Source organism: Pseudomonas sp. ATCC PTA-122608, assembly GCF_001952855.1.
GTDB lineage: Bacteria > Pseudomonadota > Gammaproteobacteria > Pseudomonadales > Pseudomonadaceae > Aquipseudomonas.
The window spans coordinates 43,781-62,375 of sequence record NZ_LPNO01000021.1 but is presented as its reverse complement, the minus strand read 5'-3'; the positions used below and the strand labels follow the sequence as shown (position 1 = coordinate 62,375).

Below are 18,595 nucleotides of genomic sequence, written 5' to 3'. Positions count from 1 at the left end.
CGGCTTGCTTCCTCGGGTTTTCATATATTGCTGGTCAGACTCATCAACGGCAGCATGATCGCCAGCATGATCACCGCCACCAGCACCGCCATGACCACGGTCAGGGACGGCACCAGGGCGGCGAGCAGGCGGTCGATGCCGCGCTTGGCTTCGACGTCGAACACGTCGGCGACCTTGAGCAGCATGCTGTCCAGTTCACCGGCCTGTTCGCCGACTTCAATCATTTGCAGCGCCAGGTCCGGCAGCAGCGGTTGGCTGCCAAACGCACTGGCCAGGGTGCCGCCGCCTTTCACCGACTCGGCGGCCTGGGCCACTTGTGCCTGCAAGGCTCTGTTCGTACAGACCTGGCGAGCGATCACCAGCGCTTGCAGCAACGCCACGCCGTTGCTCAGCAAGGTGCCAAGGGTGCGTGCCAGGCGTGCGGCTTCGACCCGCTGCAACAGCGGGCCTATAACTCGGATACCCAGCACGCGCCGGTCGTACGCTTCACGGTGTCGAGGGTTGCGCAGGCGTGCCGCCAGGCCCCAGACAGTCACGATCAACCCGGCGAGCACCGCCAGGCCATAGGCGCCGAGGAACTGGCCGAGTCCCAGAATCACTTCGGTGATCAGCGGAATCGGCACGCCCAAGTCCTTGAAGATCGGCACGAACTGCGGCACCACGTAGGCCAGCAACAGCGCCAGCGAACCGAGCACGCCGACGACCAGGAAGGCGGGATAGATCAAGGCATTGATCACTTCGCCCCTCAATAACTGGCTGCGTTCCAGGTAGTCGCTGATCTGGCGCAGGGTGTTCTCCAGCGCGCCGCCGGCCTCGCCGGCGCGGACCATGCTCAGGTACAGCGGCGAGAATTGGCTGCCCTCCTCCTCCAGCGCTGCCGACAAGGGTTTACCGGCCTTGACGTGCTCGCGGATGCGCTCGATCAACGCGCGGGTTTGCGGCTGGCCGGGTTGCTTGAGCAGGATGCCCAGCGAGCGTTCCAGCGGCTGGCCCGCGCCGAGCAGCGTGGCCAATTGCTGGGTAAAACTGACCAGCGCCGCGCCATTCAAATGGCCGCGCCCGAAAGCGTTGCGCAGCCCCTGAGCGCTGGCGGGATCAATCTGCAACAACAGCAGCCCACGCTTGTGCAGCGCGGCGACGGCGGCGGCCTGGTCCTTGGCTTCCAGGGTGCCGTTTTGCGCGACGCCCTGGCTGTCCAGGGCGCGGTATTTGAACAGGCTCACGCGCCCTCTCCACGGGTGACGCGCAGCACTTCTTCAAGGGACGTGACACCCGCCACGGCTTGGCGCAGACCCTCTTCATGCAGGGTACGCAGGCCACTGCGGCGGGCAGCTTGTTCAAGGGTCGCGGCATCCGCCTGGCGCATCAACAAACTGCGCAGTTCGTCATTCATCACCAGCAATTCGGTGATTGCACTGCGGCCGTGGTAACCGCCGCCGGGGGCGTTGGCGCGAGGCCGGTAAAGCAGGATCGGGCGCTGGTCGGTGAAGCGGTCGAGGCCGTGTTCCTCGATCAGTTCCGGCGGGGCTTCGAACGCCTCGCGGGTCGCCGGGTCGAGGCGGCGCACCAGGCGCTGGGCGAGGATGCCATTGACGGTGGACGCGATCAGGTAGCTCTCTACGCCCATGTCGAGCAGGCGGGTGATACTCGCCGCGGCGCTGTTGGTGTGCAAAGTAGAAAGCACCAAATGCCCGGTCAACGACGATTGAATAGCAATGCGGCAGGTTTCCAGGTCGCGGATTTCACCGATCATGATCACGTCCGGGTCCTGGCGCACGATGGAGCGCAGCGCCCCGGCGAAGTCCAGCCCGATGGCCGGCTTGACCTGGATCTGGTTGATGCCTTCCAGTTGGTATTCCACCGGGTCTTCGACGGTGATGATCTTGCGCTCGGCGGTATTGAGCCGCGACAGCGCGGTATAGAGCGTGGTGGTTTTACCCGAGCCGGTGGGGCCGGTGACCAGCAGGATGCCGTGGGGTCGCTCGAGCACTTCAAGAAAGGTTTCCAGGCGCTGGCCATCAAAACCCAGGCTCTGGAAATCGAACTGCACGGTCTGGCGGTCCAGCAGGCGCATCACCACCGACTCGCCAAAACTGGTGGGCACCGTGGACACCCGCAGGTCCAGCTCCTTGCCCTGGATGCGCAACATGATCCGGCCGTCCTGCGGCAAGCGCCGCTCGGCGATGTCCAGCCGCGCCATGATCTTGACCCGGGAAATCACCGCCGCCGAGGAGCTCGATGGCGGCGCCTCGGCTTCATGCAGTACACCGTCGATGCGGTAGCGCACCTTGAGCTGGTTTTCGAAGGGTTCGATATGGATGTCCGACGCTCGATTCTCAACGGCCCGCTGCAGGATCAGGTTGACCAGGCGAATCACCGGCGCCTCGGACGCCATGTCCTTGAGGTGTTCGATGTCTTCCAGGGCGCCGCCCTGCTCGTCGAGATTTTCGATCAGGGTGCCCATGGCCGAACGGCCCTGGCCGTAATAGCGCTCGATCAGGGTTTCGACTTCATTGCGCGGGCCTACCGCCAGCCACACCGGCACGCCGCACGCATACGCCAGGGCCTGGAACGGATACAGCAGCGCCGGGTTGGCCGCCAGCACACGCAAGCCGCCGTGGCTCCAGCCCACCGGCACCACCTGGTAATGACGCATGAAGCGTTCGGTCAGCGCCGGCAGCGGATCGAGCACGGGCGGTGCGGCGTCCGCCAGCAGCAACGGAGCGCCAAGCAAATCCGCCCAGGCCCGCGCCAGCTCCACTTCGGAAACCAGCCCCAGACGCGTCAGCAGGCCGAGCAGTTCAGGGTCGTCGGACTCCTGAGATAACCGTCGGGCGCGTTCCAGGTCGACGGTTTTCAAACCGGCCTGCTGCATCAGCCATGCACACACCTGTTCGGTATCCGGAATCTGCATTCGGCAAGCATCGATGGGCGTGGACGGCATGGGCTGGGGCATCTGCGAAATCTGAGGGGCTATTTAAAAAAACTGTTGCCGTGGCGCCTGCTGGTAAGGCGCCCGGAAACAGGTGCATCCAACCTTAGTTGGAAGTTTTTGGCGCAGTCGCCTGGCTGTTACTCAGCGGGCGGCCGCCCTTGGTGGTTTCGGCCTTCTGCTTCTTCGCCGCCTTGGCATCGTGGGCCTGGGTGATCACCGTGGAATCGGCGGCACCGGACTTCGCGTCAGCGTCCGTCGACTCGACGGCCATTGCCGCCCCACTTAGCGCAACGCCCAGTACAACACCGGCACTCAACAGGGAAATCTTCATTAACTTTCTCCAGATAAAAAACAATCAATCGCCCAAGCACGGTCCTGACAGGGTCAAGACCCTACACCAAAGCATTTTGTATTACAGCCCATTTGGATTATGGCCATTTAGAACTACTGGCGAACGCCACTAGTTAGCCATGACTGCGCATATTTCCTTAAACCAATCGACTAGTAGGTTTAATCTAAGTTCATAAACGTAAGAAAATATTTCTTATTTTACGCAGATATTAGCTTTCGTTTGACATTTTACGGCAAGAATTGACTTAATTACGGCGTTTTAGCGGTTCAAAATGCCATCTCGTGATATCGCATAGACACTACTCAAAACAATAACTAGTTCAATTATTACACTTTTAAAACTGCGGAATCCGCCCCGTAATCGCAATTAGCCATCGGCAAAAAGTTGCGACAAAGGTGAACTATTGCCCGTAAAAAAGTGACGAGCGTGCACAACGAAATGCACTTCTCGGCACCCAGCTATCAATAATCAGTTGTCGGAGAGTCCCATGAGTAAACGCAAAATGATCGGTGCGCAGTCGGCATTCGCCCTGCTGGCGCTCGCTGTGTCCCAGGTGCATGCGGCCACCAGCCCCGCCCTCGATGAAGCGCGGGTAAACCGTGCCGAAAAGGCCGCAAACAAGACCCTGGCCAAGATGACCCTGGAAGAAAAACTCGCCTATATCGGCGGCACCGGTGGTTGGGACGTCAAGCCGCTGACTCAGTATGGCGTGCCGCAGATTCATGGCGCCGACGGTGGCGTGGGTGTGCGCTACACCAGCGAAGGCAACGACCAGGGCGTGGTGTACCCCTCCGGCCCGAACCTGGCGGCCAGCTGGAACCCGCGCCGCGCCATCGACCTGGGCCGTGCCCTGGGTTACGACACCGCAAGCGGCGGTTATCAATTCGTCACCGGGCCCGGGGTGAACCTGTACCGCATGCCTTACAGCGGCCGGGCGTTTGAGTACCTGTCCGGTGAAGACCCATTCCTTGGCGCCAGCCTGGGGCCGGCGGTGATCAATGGTATCCAGTCACGCGGGGTATGGGCCAACGCCAAACATTTCGCCGCCAACGACCAGGAAAGCAACCGCTTTCACCTCGACGAGACCATCAGCGAACGGGTGCTGCGGGAAATGACCCTGCCGCCCTTCGAATCCGCCTCGAAGAACAGCAAAGTGGCGATGATGATGTGTTCGTTCCAGAAGGTGAACGGTGAGTTCGCCTGCGAGAACAAGCACCTGATGCACGACATCCTGAAGACCGAATGGGGCTATCCGGGCTTTGTGCAGAGTGACTACAACGCTGTGGTCAACGGCTTGCCGGCGGCACAGGCGGGTACCGATCTGGACATGATGGGCTACCAGATGAACAGTACTGTACTCAAGCCGTTCCTCGACAGTGGCGAACTCGCCGGCGCGACCATCGATGACAAGGTGCGGCGCATCCTCAAGCAGATCTACCTGTACAAATTCGACAGCAAGGCGCCGCTGACCACCCATAACATGAACAGCGCAACCAGCAACCGCGTGGCGTTGAATGCGGCCCGCGAAGGCATCGTGCTGCTGAAAAACCAGGACAGCCTGCTGCCCCTGGACGCGAAGAAGGTCAAGCGCATCGCCGTGGTCGGCAACCTGGCCAAATACGCACCGCCCACCGGATTCGGCAGCGCCAATGTGATGGCCGCCAACTACATCAGTGAACTGAGTGGCCTGCAGCAACTGGCGCCGAACGCCAAGGTCGAGTTCATCGAAGGGCTGTCCCTGGACCAGACGGCGTCCAACTGGACCCACACCGACAGCGACGGCAACAGCGTCAAGGGCTTGAAGACCGAGTTCTTCAGCAATGCCAACTGGTCCGGCGACCCGGCTGCCACCCGCACCGACAACCATGTCGACCTCGACTGGTCCACCGACAGTCTGCCGGTGAATGGCAACACCGCCGCCACGTCGATCCGCTACAGCGGCCAGATCACCCCGACCGTCAGCGGCGAACAGGTGTTCAAGGTGCGCGCCGACGGTGCCGTGCGCCTGTACGTCAATGGCCAGAAAGTGCACGACAACGGCGACGGCAACCCACTGCCCAACAACAGCATCCCGCCGACGATTCCGGTGTTCGCCAAGGTCAATCTTGAAGCCGGCAAAGCCGTGGACATCAAGCTTGAGTACTCGCGCCGCAAAGGCTACATCTCGACCATGGGCGGCCTGGTAGGCGTGCAAATGAGCTGGGCCTCGCTGGTGGCGCCCAAGGACCTGGCCCAGTACGACGCGGTGCTGGTGGCGGCAGGCAACAGCAATGAGTACGAAGGTGAAGGCTTCGACCACAGCTTCGATTTGCCGGAGTACCAGAACCTGCTGATCCAGAGCATTGCCAAGGTCAACCCGAACACCGTGGTCACCCTGCACGGTGGCACCGGGCTGAAGATGAGCGACTGGATCGACCAGGTGCCGGCGGCGCTGCATGCGTTCTACCCGGGGCAGAACGGCGGCCAGGCCCTGGCGGAGATTTTGCTGGGCAAGGTCAATCCATCGGCCAAGCTGCCCATCAGCATCGAGCGCAATATCGAAGACAACCCGATCTACGCGACTTTCCCGAAATTCGACAATCAGGAAACCCTCACGCAGATGAGCTACAAGGACGACCTGTTCCTGGGTTATCGCGGCTACGAGAAAAAAGGCATCAAGCCGCTCTACCCGTTCGGCTACGGCCTGTCGTACACCACCTTCGGCTACAGCAACATCAGCGTGACACCCGGTGTCGCGGTGGCGGGCGCGCCGATCAAGGTATCGTTCGACCTGAGCAACACCGGCAAGGTGGCGGGCGCTGAAGTCGCCGAGCTGTATGTGGGCCAGAACCACCCGAAAGTCGAACGGGCACTGAAGGAACTCAAGGGCTACAAGAAGGTGTTCCTCAAGCCCGGCGAGAGCAAGCGCGTGACCATCGAACTCAACGACCGCTCACTGGCGTACTTCGATGTGGCGAGCAAGCAATGGGTGGTGGACGCCGACAGCTTCAACCTGTCGGTCGGCGCCTCGTCCCAGGACATTCGCCTGAACGCCAAGCTGGTCAACCCGTTCCGCCAGGAACTGTCGACCACCACCAGCAACCCGCTGCCACGCTCGGCGCTCAACTCCACGCTGCGTGAGCTGCCAACGGTCAAGACCGGTGGTGTGCTGCATCAGAACCAGGGTGACTCCGGCACCAGCGACGGTGACGGCTACGACACCTCGGATGACAGCAACCAGGGCAGTGCTGTGGGTAACTGATAAAAACCTGTAGGAGCGAGCTTGCTCGCGAAAAACGCAAAGACACCGCGTTAAGCCAGGATGCCCGCGTTATCGTTGACGTCCTTCGCGAGCAAGCTCGCTCCTACATTATTTACGCCCGTATGGCCGCATCGACCCGCGCGATGTAGGTATCGAAACGCGCCACCAGGTCCACCTGATCGGGAAAGCGCAGCCACTGGATCTGCAAGCCGTCCATCATGGCCAGGATCTCTTCCACCAGCCCGGCGATGTCCACATCGGCGCGCACCTCGCCCATGGCCACAAGGTCTGCAAACTGCCCGTGCATGCGCCGATGAATGCCCGCATAGCGCTCCTGAAACCAACCCCAGGCCGGATGGGTGTCCAGCAGGCTTTCCGCATTCAGAATCGTAAAAGCCCGCACCACCCCCGGCGCTGTCGCGTTGGAGCGGTTGATCGCCCGCAGGCTGCCGAGCAACCCGGACAATGACTTCTCGGCCCGAACCTCATCGGCAATCCGCTGATTGACCTCGTCCCGGCGTTGCAGCACGCCCATCAACAACGAAATCTTGCTGGGAAAGTGATGCAGCAGGCCGGCCACCGAGATGCCGACGATCGCCGCCACCTGCGCCATCGAGGCGCCGCTGTAGCCTTCCATGGAAAACACCTGTAAAGCAGCGTCCAACAGTTCTTCCCGGCGCTTTTCGCCTTTGGGCGCACGGCGGGTTCTGGGCGCGGTAGCGGGTTGTGGCTCGGTCATTGGCAGGTCCTTTTGGCAGGCCTGCACCGTATCCAAAATGGCCAGGCGCCGCAAATAAACCTCAGCCGCTCTCGCGCTCGATCAAGCGGCAGTTAGCCCGCAGCCGTCACGCCCACCGCGTAATGCAACGGTTCGCGCTCGGAAAACGGCGGACCTGTTTTACCAGAACCGCCTGCTCCCCAAGCCTGTGGAGGTCAGAAAAGCAGTGTGGCAGGCCGCCGAGGCATCGAATCAGAAGTCGACCGTGGCCGACAGCAAGTAAGTACGCGGCGTCGACAAGGTCAAACCCGGCTCGCTGTCATCCGAGGCACCGGCCGAACTCCAGTAGCGCCGATTGGCCACGTTCTCGACGTTGGCCCGCAGGGTGATGTGCTTGTCGTCGACCTTGAAGGCGTAGCGTGCGCCAACATCAAGACGGGTCCAGGCGTCGATTTCCTTGACGTTGGACTGGTCCAGGTACTGGGAGCTGGAATAGATCCCGCGGCTGGTCAGGGTCAGGCCTTCAACGGTCGGCACATCCCACTCGGCGCCGAGGTTGACGTTGTACTTGGGCGTGGCCGGCGCGCGGTTGCCGTCGAAGGTGCCGTTGGTGGTGTTGGTCAATTCGCTGTCGATGTACATCACCCCGCCCAGCAGGCGGAAGCCCTTGAGCGGTTCGCCGAACACGCTGAGTTCGACACCGTCGTTCTGGCGCTTGCCGTTGGGGCCGAAGACCCGCGTGGTGGCGTTGGTCTCGTAGGCCGGCTGCTTGATCCGGAACACCGCAGCGGTGACCGCGAACGCCCCCGCGTCGTACTTGGCACCGACTTCAACCTGGCGGCTGATGAAGGGCGGGAAGATTTCATCCTCGTTGATCGAGGTCGACGGCGCGATCTTGCCTTGGCTCAGGCCTTCCATGTAGTTGGCGTACAGCGACAGCTTGTCGGTGGCCTTGAACAGGATGCCGCCCGACGGTGAGATTTTTTCCTCGTCGTAGGCGGTGTCGCCTTTGACGTCATCGGTCCAGTCATCCACCTTGACCCGCTGCCAGCGCGCACCGAGGGTCAGCAGCAACCGGTCATCGAAGAAGCCCAGGGTGTCGGACAACGCCACGCCGCTGAAGCGGTTTTCGGTGTAGACCTTCGAGTCAAATCGCGTTGGCCGGCTTGGCGTAGGTGTTTCTACCGGATTGTAGATATTGCTCGAACCTGGCGCATAGCGTGCGCCGCCGTTTTCGAAGTCCATATAGAAGTAGCTGGCCGCCAGGTTGACCTCATGGCTGACCGGGCCGGTATGAAACCAGTTGCGCACGCCCGCCGTGGCGGTACGCACGTTTTCGTCGCGGGTGAAGTCGCGGGGCTGCACGCTGAAGTCACCGGCGTTGTTGGTCACCGACACCGCATGACGCAGGAAGTCATGGTTACTTTTACGCGCGCCGACACCGCCATAGAGCATCACGTTGTCACTGAGGTCGAACTCGCCGTTGACCGTGCCGAAGGTGTCGTTGGTGCTCGCCTTGCTCCAGGGTTGCGCGTAGTTGTGACGCACGTCGTTGGCACTCGGCACCTTGGCATTGGGACCAACTTGCACGCGCTCCTGCGGGGCGTCGGTGTCGCGCTCGGTGCGGCCGATGTCGGTGGAGAGTCGCAGGCGTTCACCGCGAAAATCCAGGCCCAGTACGGCCATTTCGCGATCGACACTCTGGTCGTCCCAGGCAGTGTCGCCGGACTGCTTCACGCCGTTGAAACGCAGGCCGAATTTATTGTCTTCACCAAAACGCCGGCCTATGTCCACGGCCCCGCCCGCCTGGCTGTCGGAGGCCCAACTGCCGGTTAACGAGGTGATGGGCTTGTCGGTAGCGCGCTTGGGCACCACGTTGATCCCGCCGCCGACGCTGCCCCGCGGCGAGATGCCGTTGATCAGTTGGCTGGGGCCTTTGACGATGTCGACGCGCTCGGCCATTTCCATGTCGATGGTGTAGGTCGGCAGCACGCCGTAGAGGCCGTTGTAGGCGACATCGCTGTTAAACAGGCTGAAACCGCGAATGGTGAATTGTTCATAGCGCCCGCCCGCCGGGTTGGTGGCACGCACCGAGGGGTCGCTGGCGATCAGGTCGCCGAGGGTTCGCGCCTGCTGGTTCTTGACCGCCTCGCTGGTGTAGGTGGTCATGCTGAACGGGGTTTCCATGAAATCCCGTGAGCCCAGCAAACCCTGGGAGCCACGGCGTGCCACCTGGCCCCCGGCGAAGGACTCGCTGCCGGCATCGCCGACGGTGCCAAGAATCGAGGTGGGTGCCAGTTGCAGGCTGCCGCCTTCCGGAATCGGGGTCAGCATGTAGGCCTGCTCGCCCAGGGGTTGCAGTTGCAGGCCCGAGCCTTGCAGCAAGCGGGCAAACCCTTCTTCGACGCCGTATTCGCCGGACAACCCGCTGCTGTTACGGCCGCTGACCAGCGCCGGGTCTACCGAGAGGTTGACCCCGGCCAGGCCGGCGAAACGGGTCAGCGCGGTGCTCAAGCTGCCGGCCGGCACCTGGTAGCTGCGCCGGGACGCGCCGTCTTCGGCATAACTGATGGGGACGAACAACGGGCTGGCACTCAGGCTCAGCATCAGGCTGAAATTCAGCAGCGGGCGGATTGCGGGCATTGGAAGAAGCTCTCGATTTTGTTCACTTACCTGGAATGACCAGCCACGTGAAAAAAAGGGACAGGCTTCAGCCACTATTTTTTTGAGGATTACGGTTTGATGCCTTTCAGCTTTTGGAGCAGCTCCATCAACTGCTCCAGGGATTCCTCGCCGAACTGCTCCTGAATCTTCTGGTAGTTGCTTTCCATCCCGGCGCTCATGTCGACAAAACACTGCTGGCCCTGTTCGGTCAGGGCGACGAAGACCCGGCGCTGGTCTTCGGCGGATTTGCGCCGGCGCACGATGCCGTCACGCTCCAGCCGGCCCAGCACGCCGGTCATGCTCGGCTTGAGGATGCACGCGAGGTGCGCCAGTTGATGGCTTTCGAGTTCGCCCTGCTGACGCAGGATGCGGATCACCCGCCATTGCTGTCGGTCAGGTCATGTTCATTGAGCAGTGGCCGGAAGAACGCCATGGTCGCTTCGCGGGCCTGGAGCAAGGTGAGCGTAAGGGACGGTCTAGGGGTGGGCATGGTTCACGCGCAGTAGAGGTCGAAGCGTCGAAGCTTAGAGTCGGTGTCCGGTGCATGCAACCCGAGGCAGGGAACAAATCATTAATTTAGAAACGATTTTTAAAAAACCTGCTAATCCCGCTATTCAGCCTATAGATAACATGTTAACAATATGCCGCCCCCGACCTAGCAGAGGGCGCATACCAACAAAAACAACAAAAGGAACGCCCCTCATGCATTCGTGCCTCTTTCGCACGGCGGCAAGCGCTGGCCTGTGCGCCGCGTTTACCCCTCTGGTCGCCCACGCCGATTTCATCCAGGACAGCAAAGCCAGCCTGGACCTGCGCAATTTCTACATGAACCGCGACTTTCGCCAGGCCAACGCGCCGCAGAACAAAGCGGACGAATGGGCCCAGGGTTTTGTGCTGCGCCTGGAGTCGGGCTACACCGAAGGCGTGGTCGGTTTTGGCGTGGATGCCTTGGGTGAAATGGGCTTAAAACTCGATTCCAGCCGCGACCGCCGTGGCACCGGGTTGCTGCCGTCTGGCGCCAGCGGCGAGCCGGCCGACAGCTACAGCGAACTCGGCCTGACCGCCAAGCTGCGCCTGTCGAAAACCGTGCTCAAGCTCGGCACCCTGCAACCGATTTTGCCGGTGGCCGCCTACAACGACACCCGGCTGCTGCCGTCGACCTACAACGGTGAACTGGTGACCTCCCAGGACATCGACGGTCTGACGTTGAACGTCGGCCGCCTGGAAAAGCAGAACCTGCGGGACTCCTCCAACAACGAATCCATGAGCTACGGCGGCGTCACCAGCAGCCACCTGGATCTGGCAGGCGGCACCTACGCAATCAATCCGCACCTGGCGGCGACTTATTACTACGCGCAAATGCAGGACATCTACCGCCAGAACTTTATCGGCCTGGTGCATGACCTGCCGCTGGCCCAGGGCGTGAACCTGCGCACCGACCTGCGCTACTTCGACACCCGCGAGCAAGGCAGCACGCTGTTGCGCAGCCCTACCCGGGTCGACGGCGGGCGGATCGACAACCGCTTTTTCAACGGCATGTTCAGCCTGTCGGTAGGCGCGCACAAATTCGGCCTGGGCTTTCAGACCCTTTCCGGTGACGGCGACTTTGCCTTCCCGGGGCAAGACCCGTACTCGGTCAACCTGGTGACCATCAATATCTTCACCAAGGCCAACACCGATGCATGGCAAGCGCGCTACGACTACAACTTCGCCGCCCTCGGCCTGCCCGGCCTGACCTTCATGACCCGCTACGTCGACGGCAGCCACGCGCAAACCGCCACGGTGCGCAACGGCCGGGAATGGGAGCGCGATACCGACCTGATCTACACCGTGCAAAGCGGCCCGCTGAAGAACGTCAACGTGCGGCTGCGCAACGCCACCCTGCGCTCAAGCAACGGCCTGACCAGCGACATCGACGAAAGCCGGGTAATCATCGGCTACACCGTGGCCCTGTGGTAACGCCGGGCGCCTCAACGCAACCCCGATTGACGCTGGCGGTATTCCCCCGGCGTCATTTGCGCGTAGCGCTGGAAGAACCGGCTGAAATACGCCGGGTCCTTGAACCCCAACTGGTAGCAGATTTCATTCGCCGAGCTGCCGGTGAACAGCAGCAGGCGCCGGGCTTCCTGCATCAGCCGTTCGAGGATCAGGCGTTTCGAGGGCAGGTCGGCGATCCGCCGGCACACCTCGTTGAGTCGCGCTTCAGTGACGCCGATACCGTCGGCATAACGCGACAGCGGCCAGTGTTGGAGGTAGTGGTCTTCGATCAGTTCGTTGAAGCGGTGGAAGATTCGCAGGTCTTCGTGACGTGCCGGCCGGGCTTCCAGGGAATTGGCGCAGAGCCGCAGCAGGCTGATCATGATCAGCCGCGTCAGGCTGTCCAGCGCCGAACCGCGTCCGCTGGCCTGGGCGTTGATCTCGCTGCACAGCTCGTCGAACAGGAATTCCAGGCGGCGTACCTCGGGATGAAACTCCGGCGCCAGCCGCGCCAACGCCACACAGGCCGCCGGCAATTGCGCGCCGGGGGCCAGGCTTGGGTCGGCGTCAATCAAGGCCCACACCAGTTGCTGGCGCACGGTCAGCACATGGCCGTCGGCGTCGGCTTCGGTGACGAAGGAATGCGCCACCGTCGGCGGCGTGAGGAAAAACATCGGCCCGGATTCGAGGTACTGCTGGTCGTCCAGATAGACCCGCACCGCGCCGGTCTTGACGTAATGCACCTGGAAAAACCGGTCATGACGATGCACCGGCATGTTCCGGCCAAAAAATCCCGCCAGGTTGCCGAGCCGGTCGTAGTGCACCTCGGCATCGCTGTAACGCTGGTCGTAGACCTGCCCGATGTTGATGTTGGGGATCGGCTGACGATCGCTCATCACTGCATTCTCTTTGTTGTTTTGAGTGCCCTGAAATATTGCCACGCTTGACGATAGTTAACATCTTAATTATAACGTTAACAGGTTAACGAATATCCCACGGAGCAGGCCCGAATCTGCCCCGCCACTGCCAGGAGAAAAGCATGAGCCGTGCCCTGCATGATGTTGCGAACGGCACCCTGTTCGGCGTTGCGCTGAACTACCAGGGGTTGCTGAACCAACGTCTCGCCGAATTCGAACAAGCGCCTTACCAGAAGCCACCGGTGAAGCCGGTGCTGTTCATCAAGACGCCCAACACCCGCAACGGCCACGACGGCGTAGTGCTGCACCCTCAAGGTGAACGCCTGCAACCCGGCCCGGCCCTCGGGGTGGTGATTGGCAAGACCGCCAGCCGTGTCAACGTCGAAAACGCCCTGGAGCATGTGGCCGGCTACACCATCATCAATGAGTTCAGCCTGCCGGAAGACAGCTACTACCGCCCTGCGGTGAAAGCCAAGTGCCGGGACGGTTTCTGCGCCTTGGGCCCGGAACTGGTGGCCCGCGACCAAGTTGCCAACCCGCACCAACTGAGCGTGAAGCTGTTCGTCAACGGTGAACTGCGCCAGCAAAACTCCACCGCCAACTTCGTGCGCAGCCTCCCGCAATTGATCGCCGAGATCAGCGAGTTCATGACCCTGCACGAGGGCGATGTGCTGATCACCGGCACGCCCGAAGGCCGCGTGGATGTGCATCCAGGCGACACGGTTGAAGTCGAGATCAGCGGCCTGGGCCGCCTGGTCAACCACATCAAGGCAGAGGAGCTGTCATGAAACACGCGCGTATTCGCTTTGAAGGTGAAGTCCATTCGGTACAGGTCGAAGCTGAGAACGCCGTGCGCCTGGCCGACGGTCGCCTGCTGGCTGAAGACCAGGTCGAATGGCTGCCACCGGCCAACGGGAGCATGTTTGCCCTGGGCCTGAACTATGCCGACCACGCCGCCGAACTGGCCTTCAAGCCGCCGACCGAACCGCTGGCGTTCATCAAGTCTCCCGGCACCTACACCGGCCACAACCAGGTGACCTGGCGCCCGGACAACGTCGCCTACATGCACTACGAGTGCGAGCTGGTGGCGGTCATCGGCAAACCGGCACGCAACGTCAAGCGCGAGAACGCCCTGGAGTATCTGGCCGGCTACACGGTGTGCAACGACTACGCGATCCGCGACTACCTGGAAAACTACTACCGCCCCAACCTGCGGGTGAAAAACCGCGACGCCACCACGCCTGTCGGCCCATGGATAGTCGACGTCGCCGACGTGCCAGACCCGAGCAACCTGAAGCTGCGCACCTGGATCAACGGTGAACTGCGCCAGGAAGGCAGCACGAAAGACATGATTTTCGACATCCCGTATTTGATCGAGTACCTGTCCAGCTTCATGACCCTGCAGCCCGGCGACATGATCGCCACCGGCACGCCGGAAGGCCTGGCCGATGTGGTGCCGGGAGATGAAGTGATCGTGGAAGTGGAAGGCGTGGGTCGCCTGGTTAATCGAATTGTCAGCGAGGCGGACTTTTTCGCCGCCCGGAAAGAGGCTTGAGCAACATGATCAAACACTGGATCAACGGCCGTGAGGTCGAAAGCAAAGACACCTTCATCAACTACAACCCGGCCACCGGCGAAGCCATCGGTGAAGTCGCCAGCGGCGGCGCCGAGGAAGTGGCGCAGGCGGTAGCGGCGGCCAAGGAAGCCTTTCCGAAATGGGCGGGAACACCGGCCAAGGAACGTGCCCGCCTGATGCGCAAGCTCGGCGAGCTGATCGAACAGAACGTGCCACACCTGGCCGAACTGGAAACCCTCGACACCGGCCTGCCGATCCACCAGACCAAAAACGTGTTGATTCCCCGGGCGTCCCACAACTTCGACTTCTTCGCCGAAGTCTGCACCCGCATGGACGGCCACAGCTACCCGGTGGACGACCAGATGCTCAACTACACCCTGTACCAGCCGGTGGGTGTGTGCGCATTGGTGTCGCCGTGGAACGTGCCGTTCATGACCGCCACCTGGAAGACTGCGCCGTGCCTGGCGCTGGGCAATACCGCGGTGCTGAAAATGTCCGAGCTGTCGCCGCTGACGGCCAATGAACTGGGGCGCCTGGCGGTCGAAGCCGGGATTCCCAACGGCGTGCTGAACGTGATCCAGGGCTACGGCGCCACCGCCGGTGATGCACTGGTGCGCCACCCCGACGTGCGGGCGATTTCCTTTACCGGCGGTACTGCCACCGGCAAGAAAATCATGCAGACCGCAGGGTTGAAAAAGTACTCCATGGAACTGGGCGGCAAGTCGCCGGTGCTGATTTTTGAAGACGCCGACCTGGAACGCGCCCTCGACGCGGCACTGTTCACCATCTTCTCGCTGAACGGTGAACGCTGCACCGCCGGCAGCCGGATCTTCATTCAGGAGAGCGTCTATCCGCAGTTCGTCGCCGAGTTTGCCGCCCGCGCCAAGCGCCTGATCGTCGGCGACCCGCAGGACCCGAAAACCCAGGTCGGCTCGATGATCACCCAGGCCCACTACGACAAGGTTACCGGCTACATCAAGATTGGCCTCGAGGAAGGCGCCACCCTGCTGGCCGGCGGCCTGGAACGCCCGGCCAACCTGCCGGCGCACTTGAGCCGCGGGCAGTTTATCCAGCCCACGGTGTTTGCCGATGTGAACAACCAGATGCGCATCGCCCAGGAAGAGATCTTCGGCCCGGTGGTGTGCCTGATTCCGTTCAAGGACGAAGCCGAAGCGCTGCAATTGGCCAACGATACCGAGTACGGCCTGGCGTCGTACATCTGGACCCAGGACATCGGCAAGGCGCATCGTCTGGCCTACGGCATCGAAGCCGGCATGGTGTTCATCAACAGCCAGAACGTGCGGGACTTGCGCCAGCCATTCGGCGGGGTAAAAGGTTCCGGCACCGGCCGTGAGGGCGGCCAGTACAGCTTCGAAGTGTTTGCCGAGATCAAGAACGTGTGCATTTCCATGGGCAGTCACCACATCCCGCGCTGGGGTGTGTAACCCGGATATAACAACGCTCCCTGTAGGAGCGAGCTTGCTCGCGAAGAACCCGCAGGCGCTGCGGGCTAACAGAAGTGCTGCGTTATCGTTGATGTTTTTCGCGAGCAAGCTCGCTCCTACAAAAAAATAAATACTCAGGAGAATGATCATGGGCGAAGTGGTTCTGGCAGCGAAGATCTGCCACGTCCCCTCGATGTACCTGTCGGAACTGCCCGGCAAGCACCACGGTTGCCGCGAAGCAGCCATCGCCGGGCACAAGGAAATCGGGCGGCGCGCCCGTGAGCTGGGGGCCGACACCGCCGTGGTGTTCGACGTGCACTGGCTGGTCAACAGCGGCTATCACGTCAACTGTGGCGAGCATTTCAAGGGCACCTATACCAGCAACGAACTGCCGCACTTCATCAAGAACATGGAGTACGAGTACCCGGGCTGCCCGGAGCTGGGCGAGTTGATCGCCGCCGAGGCCAACCTGGCCGGCGTGCGCACCATGGCCCACAACATCCCGAGCCTGGAGCTGGAATACGGCACCCTGGTGCCGATGCGCTACATGCACATGGGCGTGCCCGACGAGCAGAAGTTCGACGTGATCTCCATCGCCGCCTGGTGCGCCTGGCACCGCCTGGAAGACAGCTTCGCGTTTGGCGCCGCCGTGCGCCGGGCCATCGAGAAGAGCGACCGCAAAGTCCTGGTGCTGGCCTCGGGTTCCCTCTCCCACCGTTTCTCGGACGACCGCGAAGCCGAAGCCAACATCCACAACTGGACCCGTGAATTCGACAAGCAGATGGACCTGCACGTGGTGGAAATGTGGAAGCAAGGCCGCTTCAAAGAGTTCTGCGCGATGCTGCCGGACTACGCCGAGCACTGCTTCGGCGAAGGCAAAATGCACGACACCGCAATGCTCCTGGGACTGCTGGGCGGGCCGGACTACAACCAGCCGGCCGAGATCATCACCCAGCCGTTCGGCAGTTCGGGCACCGGCCAGATCAATGCCATTTTTCCCCTCTGATCCGGGAGCCGCACATGCCGCACTTCATCGCCGAATACACCGACAACCTCGAACAGCAAGCCAACCTGCCCGCTTTGTTCGAGCAGGTTCACGCCGTGCTGGGCGACAGCGGCGTGTTTCCCCTCGGGGGTATTCGCAGTCGCGGGGTGCGCCTGGACACCTGGCGCATGGCCGACGGCAAGCATGACTACGCCTTCGTCCACATGACCCTCAAGGTCGGCCACGGGCGCGACCTGGAAACCCGCAAGACGGTGGCCGAAGCCCTGTTCAACGTCATCACCGAGCACTTCGCCGAGCTGCAATCCCAACGGCTGCTGGCGTTGTCGTTCGAGATGATCGAGCTGCACCCCGAGCTGAATTTCAAGCAGAACAACGTGCACGCATTCCTGAAGAACCAGGCGGGCTGACCACAGCACACCTTTCCACCCATGGCCACTCAAACAAAAAAGAACAACATCATGAGCACAGCCAATACCGCCGACAGCACCACCCTGATCGAACATCAGCGCACCCACAGCATCGTCACCTGGCGACTGATGCCGTTGCTGCTGATCTGCTACCTGTTTGCCCATCTGGACCGGATCAACATCGGCTTCGCCAAGATGCAGATGAGTACCGACCTGCATTTCAGCGACACGGTGTACGGCCTCGGTGCCGGCCTGTTTTTCATCGCCTACGCGCTGTTCGGGGTACCGAGCAACATGGCCCTGGACCGGGTCGGGCCGCGGCGCTGGATCGCCTGCCTGATGGTGGTGTGGGGCGTGCTGTCCACCAGCATGCTGTGGATCGAAAGCTCCACCGGCTTCTACGTGCTGCGCTTTTTGCTGGGGGTGGCCGAGGCCGGCTTCTTCCCGGGGATCCTGGTGTTTCTCAACCGCTGGTACCCGGCACGGCGCCGGGCGCAAGTCACCGCGCTGTTTGCGATTGCCGTGCCCATGGCCGGTGTGGTCGGCGGGCCGTTGTCCGGTGCGATCCTGGAGCATTTCCATGATTTCGGCGGGCTGCGGGGCTGGCAGTGGATGTTCCTGATCGAAGGCGCGCCGGTGGTGCTGCTCGGTCTGGTGGTTCTGAAATACCTGCCCGACAGCTTTGAAACCGTGAAGTGGCTGGAACCGGCGCAAAAGCAGCAACTGCGCGAGCAACTGAGCAGTGAAGAACAGCGCAAATCCATCACCTCCTTCGGCGGCATCGTGCGTGACCCACAGGTGTGGCTGCTGGTGGCGGTGTACTTCGCGGTGATGCTGGCGGTGAATACCCTGGCGTTCTGGATGCCCACCCTGATTCACGGTGCCGGTATCGGCCGCGACAGCCAGGTGGGCCTGCTGAGCGCCGTGCCGTACCTGGCCGGGTGCTTCTTCATGATCGGCTGCGGACGCTCATCCGACCGCAACCGCGAGCGCCGCTGGCACCTGTGCGTGCCGTTGTTGATGTCGGCCATCGGCATCGCAGTGGCCGGGCTCTCGCCTACCAACCCGACCCTGGTGCTGGGCGGCCTGATCCTGGCCGGCATGGGCGCCAGTGCGGCCTTGCCGATGTTCTGGCAACTGCCGCCGGCGTTCCTGTCCAACAGCACCCAGGCCGCCGGCATCGCGTTGATCAGCTCGTTCGGCAGCATTGCTTCGTTCCTCGCGCCGTACCTGATCGGCTGGATGCGCGACACCACCCAAAGCGCGAGCCTGGCCCTGTATGTGCTGGCGCTGCTTATCGCCCTCGGCGGCCTGCTGGTGCTGCGCACCCACGCTGCCATCGTCAATCCCCAGTAGA

The 18,595-nt window shown here is 62.0% G+C and carries 14 protein-coding genes and 1 pseudogene; 8 read left to right on the top strand and 7 right to left on the bottom strand.

The features are described 5' to 3' along the window. Nucleotides 1–20: 20 nt before the first annotated feature. The 3 genes from gspF to AU074_RS19150 all read right to left on the bottom strand — a co-directional run bounded on the left by gspF (nt 21) and on the right by AU074_RS19150 (nt 3,266). A complete protein-coding gene (gspF, locus tag AU074_RS19160) occupies nt 21–1,223 on the bottom strand; it encodes a type II secretion system inner membrane protein GspF (protein ID WP_076016051.1) in 1,203 nt (400 codons plus the stop codon). Next, nucleotides 1,220–2,944, bottom strand: a complete 1,725-nt coding sequence (gspE, locus tag AU074_RS19155; RefSeq protein ID WP_076016077.1) for a type II secretion system ATPase GspE — start codon at nt 2,942–2,944, stop codon at nt 1,220–1,222. Before gspE ends, gspF begins: the two co-directional genes overlap by 4 nt. A 94-nt stretch (nt 2,945–3,038) precedes the next feature. Beyond that, nucleotides 3,039–3,266, bottom strand: a complete 228-nt coding sequence (locus AU074_RS19150) for a hypothetical protein (RefSeq protein WP_076016050.1) — start codon at nt 3,264–3,266, stop codon at nt 3,039–3,041. A 508-nt stretch (nt 3,267–3,774) separates the two neighbouring features. On the opposite strand from AU074_RS19150, the gene AU074_RS19145 reads away from it, so the two are divergent. After that, a complete protein-coding gene (locus tag AU074_RS19145) occupies nt 3,775–6,528 on the top strand; it encodes a glycoside hydrolase family 3 protein (protein WP_076016049.1) in 2,754 nt (917 codons plus the stop codon). A gap of 112 nt (nt 6,529–6,640) precedes the next feature. Here the strand turns inward: AU074_RS19145 and AU074_RS19140 are convergent, their stop codons facing one another. From AU074_RS19140 to hpaR, 3 genes and pseudogenes are all read right to left on the bottom strand, one after another. Then, nucleotides 6,641–7,267 carry a TetR/AcrR family transcriptional regulator gene (locus tag AU074_RS19140; RefSeq protein WP_076016076.1) on the bottom strand — a complete coding sequence of 209 codons (627 nt, stop codon included), beginning with the start codon at nt 7,265–7,267 and terminating at the stop codon, nt 6,641–6,643. Between the two features lie 231 nt (nt 7,268–7,498). Beyond that, the gene (locus AU074_RS19135; RefSeq protein ID WP_076016048.1) at nt 7,499–9,889 is read right to left on the bottom strand and encodes a TonB-dependent receptor; all 2,391 of its coding nucleotides are present in this window, start codon (nt 9,887–9,889) and stop codon (nt 7,499–7,501) included. 89 nt (nt 9,890–9,978) lie between these two features. Then, nucleotides 9,979–10,400, bottom strand: a pseudogene (gene hpaR, locus AU074_RS19130) (homoprotocatechuate degradation operon regulator HpaR). Between the two features lie 212 nt (nt 10,401–10,612). Between hpaR and AU074_RS19125 the strand changes: the two are divergent. After that, entirely contained in the window at nt 10,613–11,869 is a 1,257-nt protein-coding gene (locus AU074_RS19125) for an OprD family porin (protein WP_076016047.1), read from the top strand. Between the two features lie 11 nt (nt 11,870–11,880). Here the strand turns inward: AU074_RS19125 and hpaA are convergent, their stop codons facing one another. Further along, nucleotides 11,881–12,783 (bottom strand): 4-hydroxyphenylacetate catabolism regulatory protein HpaA, encoded by a 903-nt coding sequence (hpaA, locus tag AU074_RS19120; RefSeq protein WP_076016046.1) that lies wholly within the window; start codon nt 12,781–12,783, stop codon nt 11,881–11,883. Nucleotides 12,784–12,926: 143 nt separating this feature from the next. On the opposite strand from hpaA, the gene AU074_RS19115 reads away from it, so the two are divergent. The 6 genes from AU074_RS19115 (at nt 12,927) to AU074_RS19090 (ending at nt 18,594) form a co-directional block, all read left to right on the top strand. Then, nucleotides 12,927–13,592 (top strand): fumarylacetoacetate hydrolase family protein, encoded by a 666-nt coding sequence (locus AU074_RS19115; RefSeq protein WP_076016045.1) that lies wholly within the window; start codon nt 12,927–12,929, stop codon nt 13,590–13,592. Then, nucleotides 13,589–14,359, top strand: a complete 771-nt coding sequence (locus AU074_RS19110; protein ID WP_076016044.1) for a fumarylacetoacetate hydrolase family protein — start codon at nt 13,589–13,591, stop codon at nt 14,357–14,359. Before AU074_RS19115 ends, AU074_RS19110 begins: the two co-directional genes overlap by 4 nt. Before the next feature lie 5 nt (nt 14,360–14,364). After that, entirely contained in the window at nt 14,365–15,825 is a 1,461-nt protein-coding gene (gene hpaE / locus AU074_RS19105) for a 5-carboxymethyl-2-hydroxymuconate semialdehyde dehydrogenase (RefSeq protein WP_076016043.1), read from the top strand. Between the two features lie 148 nt (nt 15,826–15,973). Continuing rightward, nucleotides 15,974–16,831 (top strand): 3,4-dihydroxyphenylacetate 2,3-dioxygenase, encoded by an 858-nt coding sequence (hpaD, locus tag AU074_RS19100; protein ID WP_017478949.1) that lies wholly within the window; start codon nt 15,974–15,976, stop codon nt 16,829–16,831. A gap of 14 nt (nt 16,832–16,845) precedes the next feature. After that, a complete protein-coding gene (locus AU074_RS19095; protein ID WP_076016042.1) occupies nt 16,846–17,238 on the top strand; it encodes a 5-carboxymethyl-2-hydroxymuconate Delta-isomerase in 393 nt (130 codons plus the stop codon). Between the two features lie 51 nt (nt 17,239–17,289). Further along, nucleotides 17,290–18,594, top strand: coding sequence for an MFS transporter (locus AU074_RS19090; protein WP_076016041.1), 1,305 nt, complete (start codon nt 17,290–17,292; stop codon nt 18,592–18,594). Nucleotide 18,595: the final 1 nt, after the last annotated feature.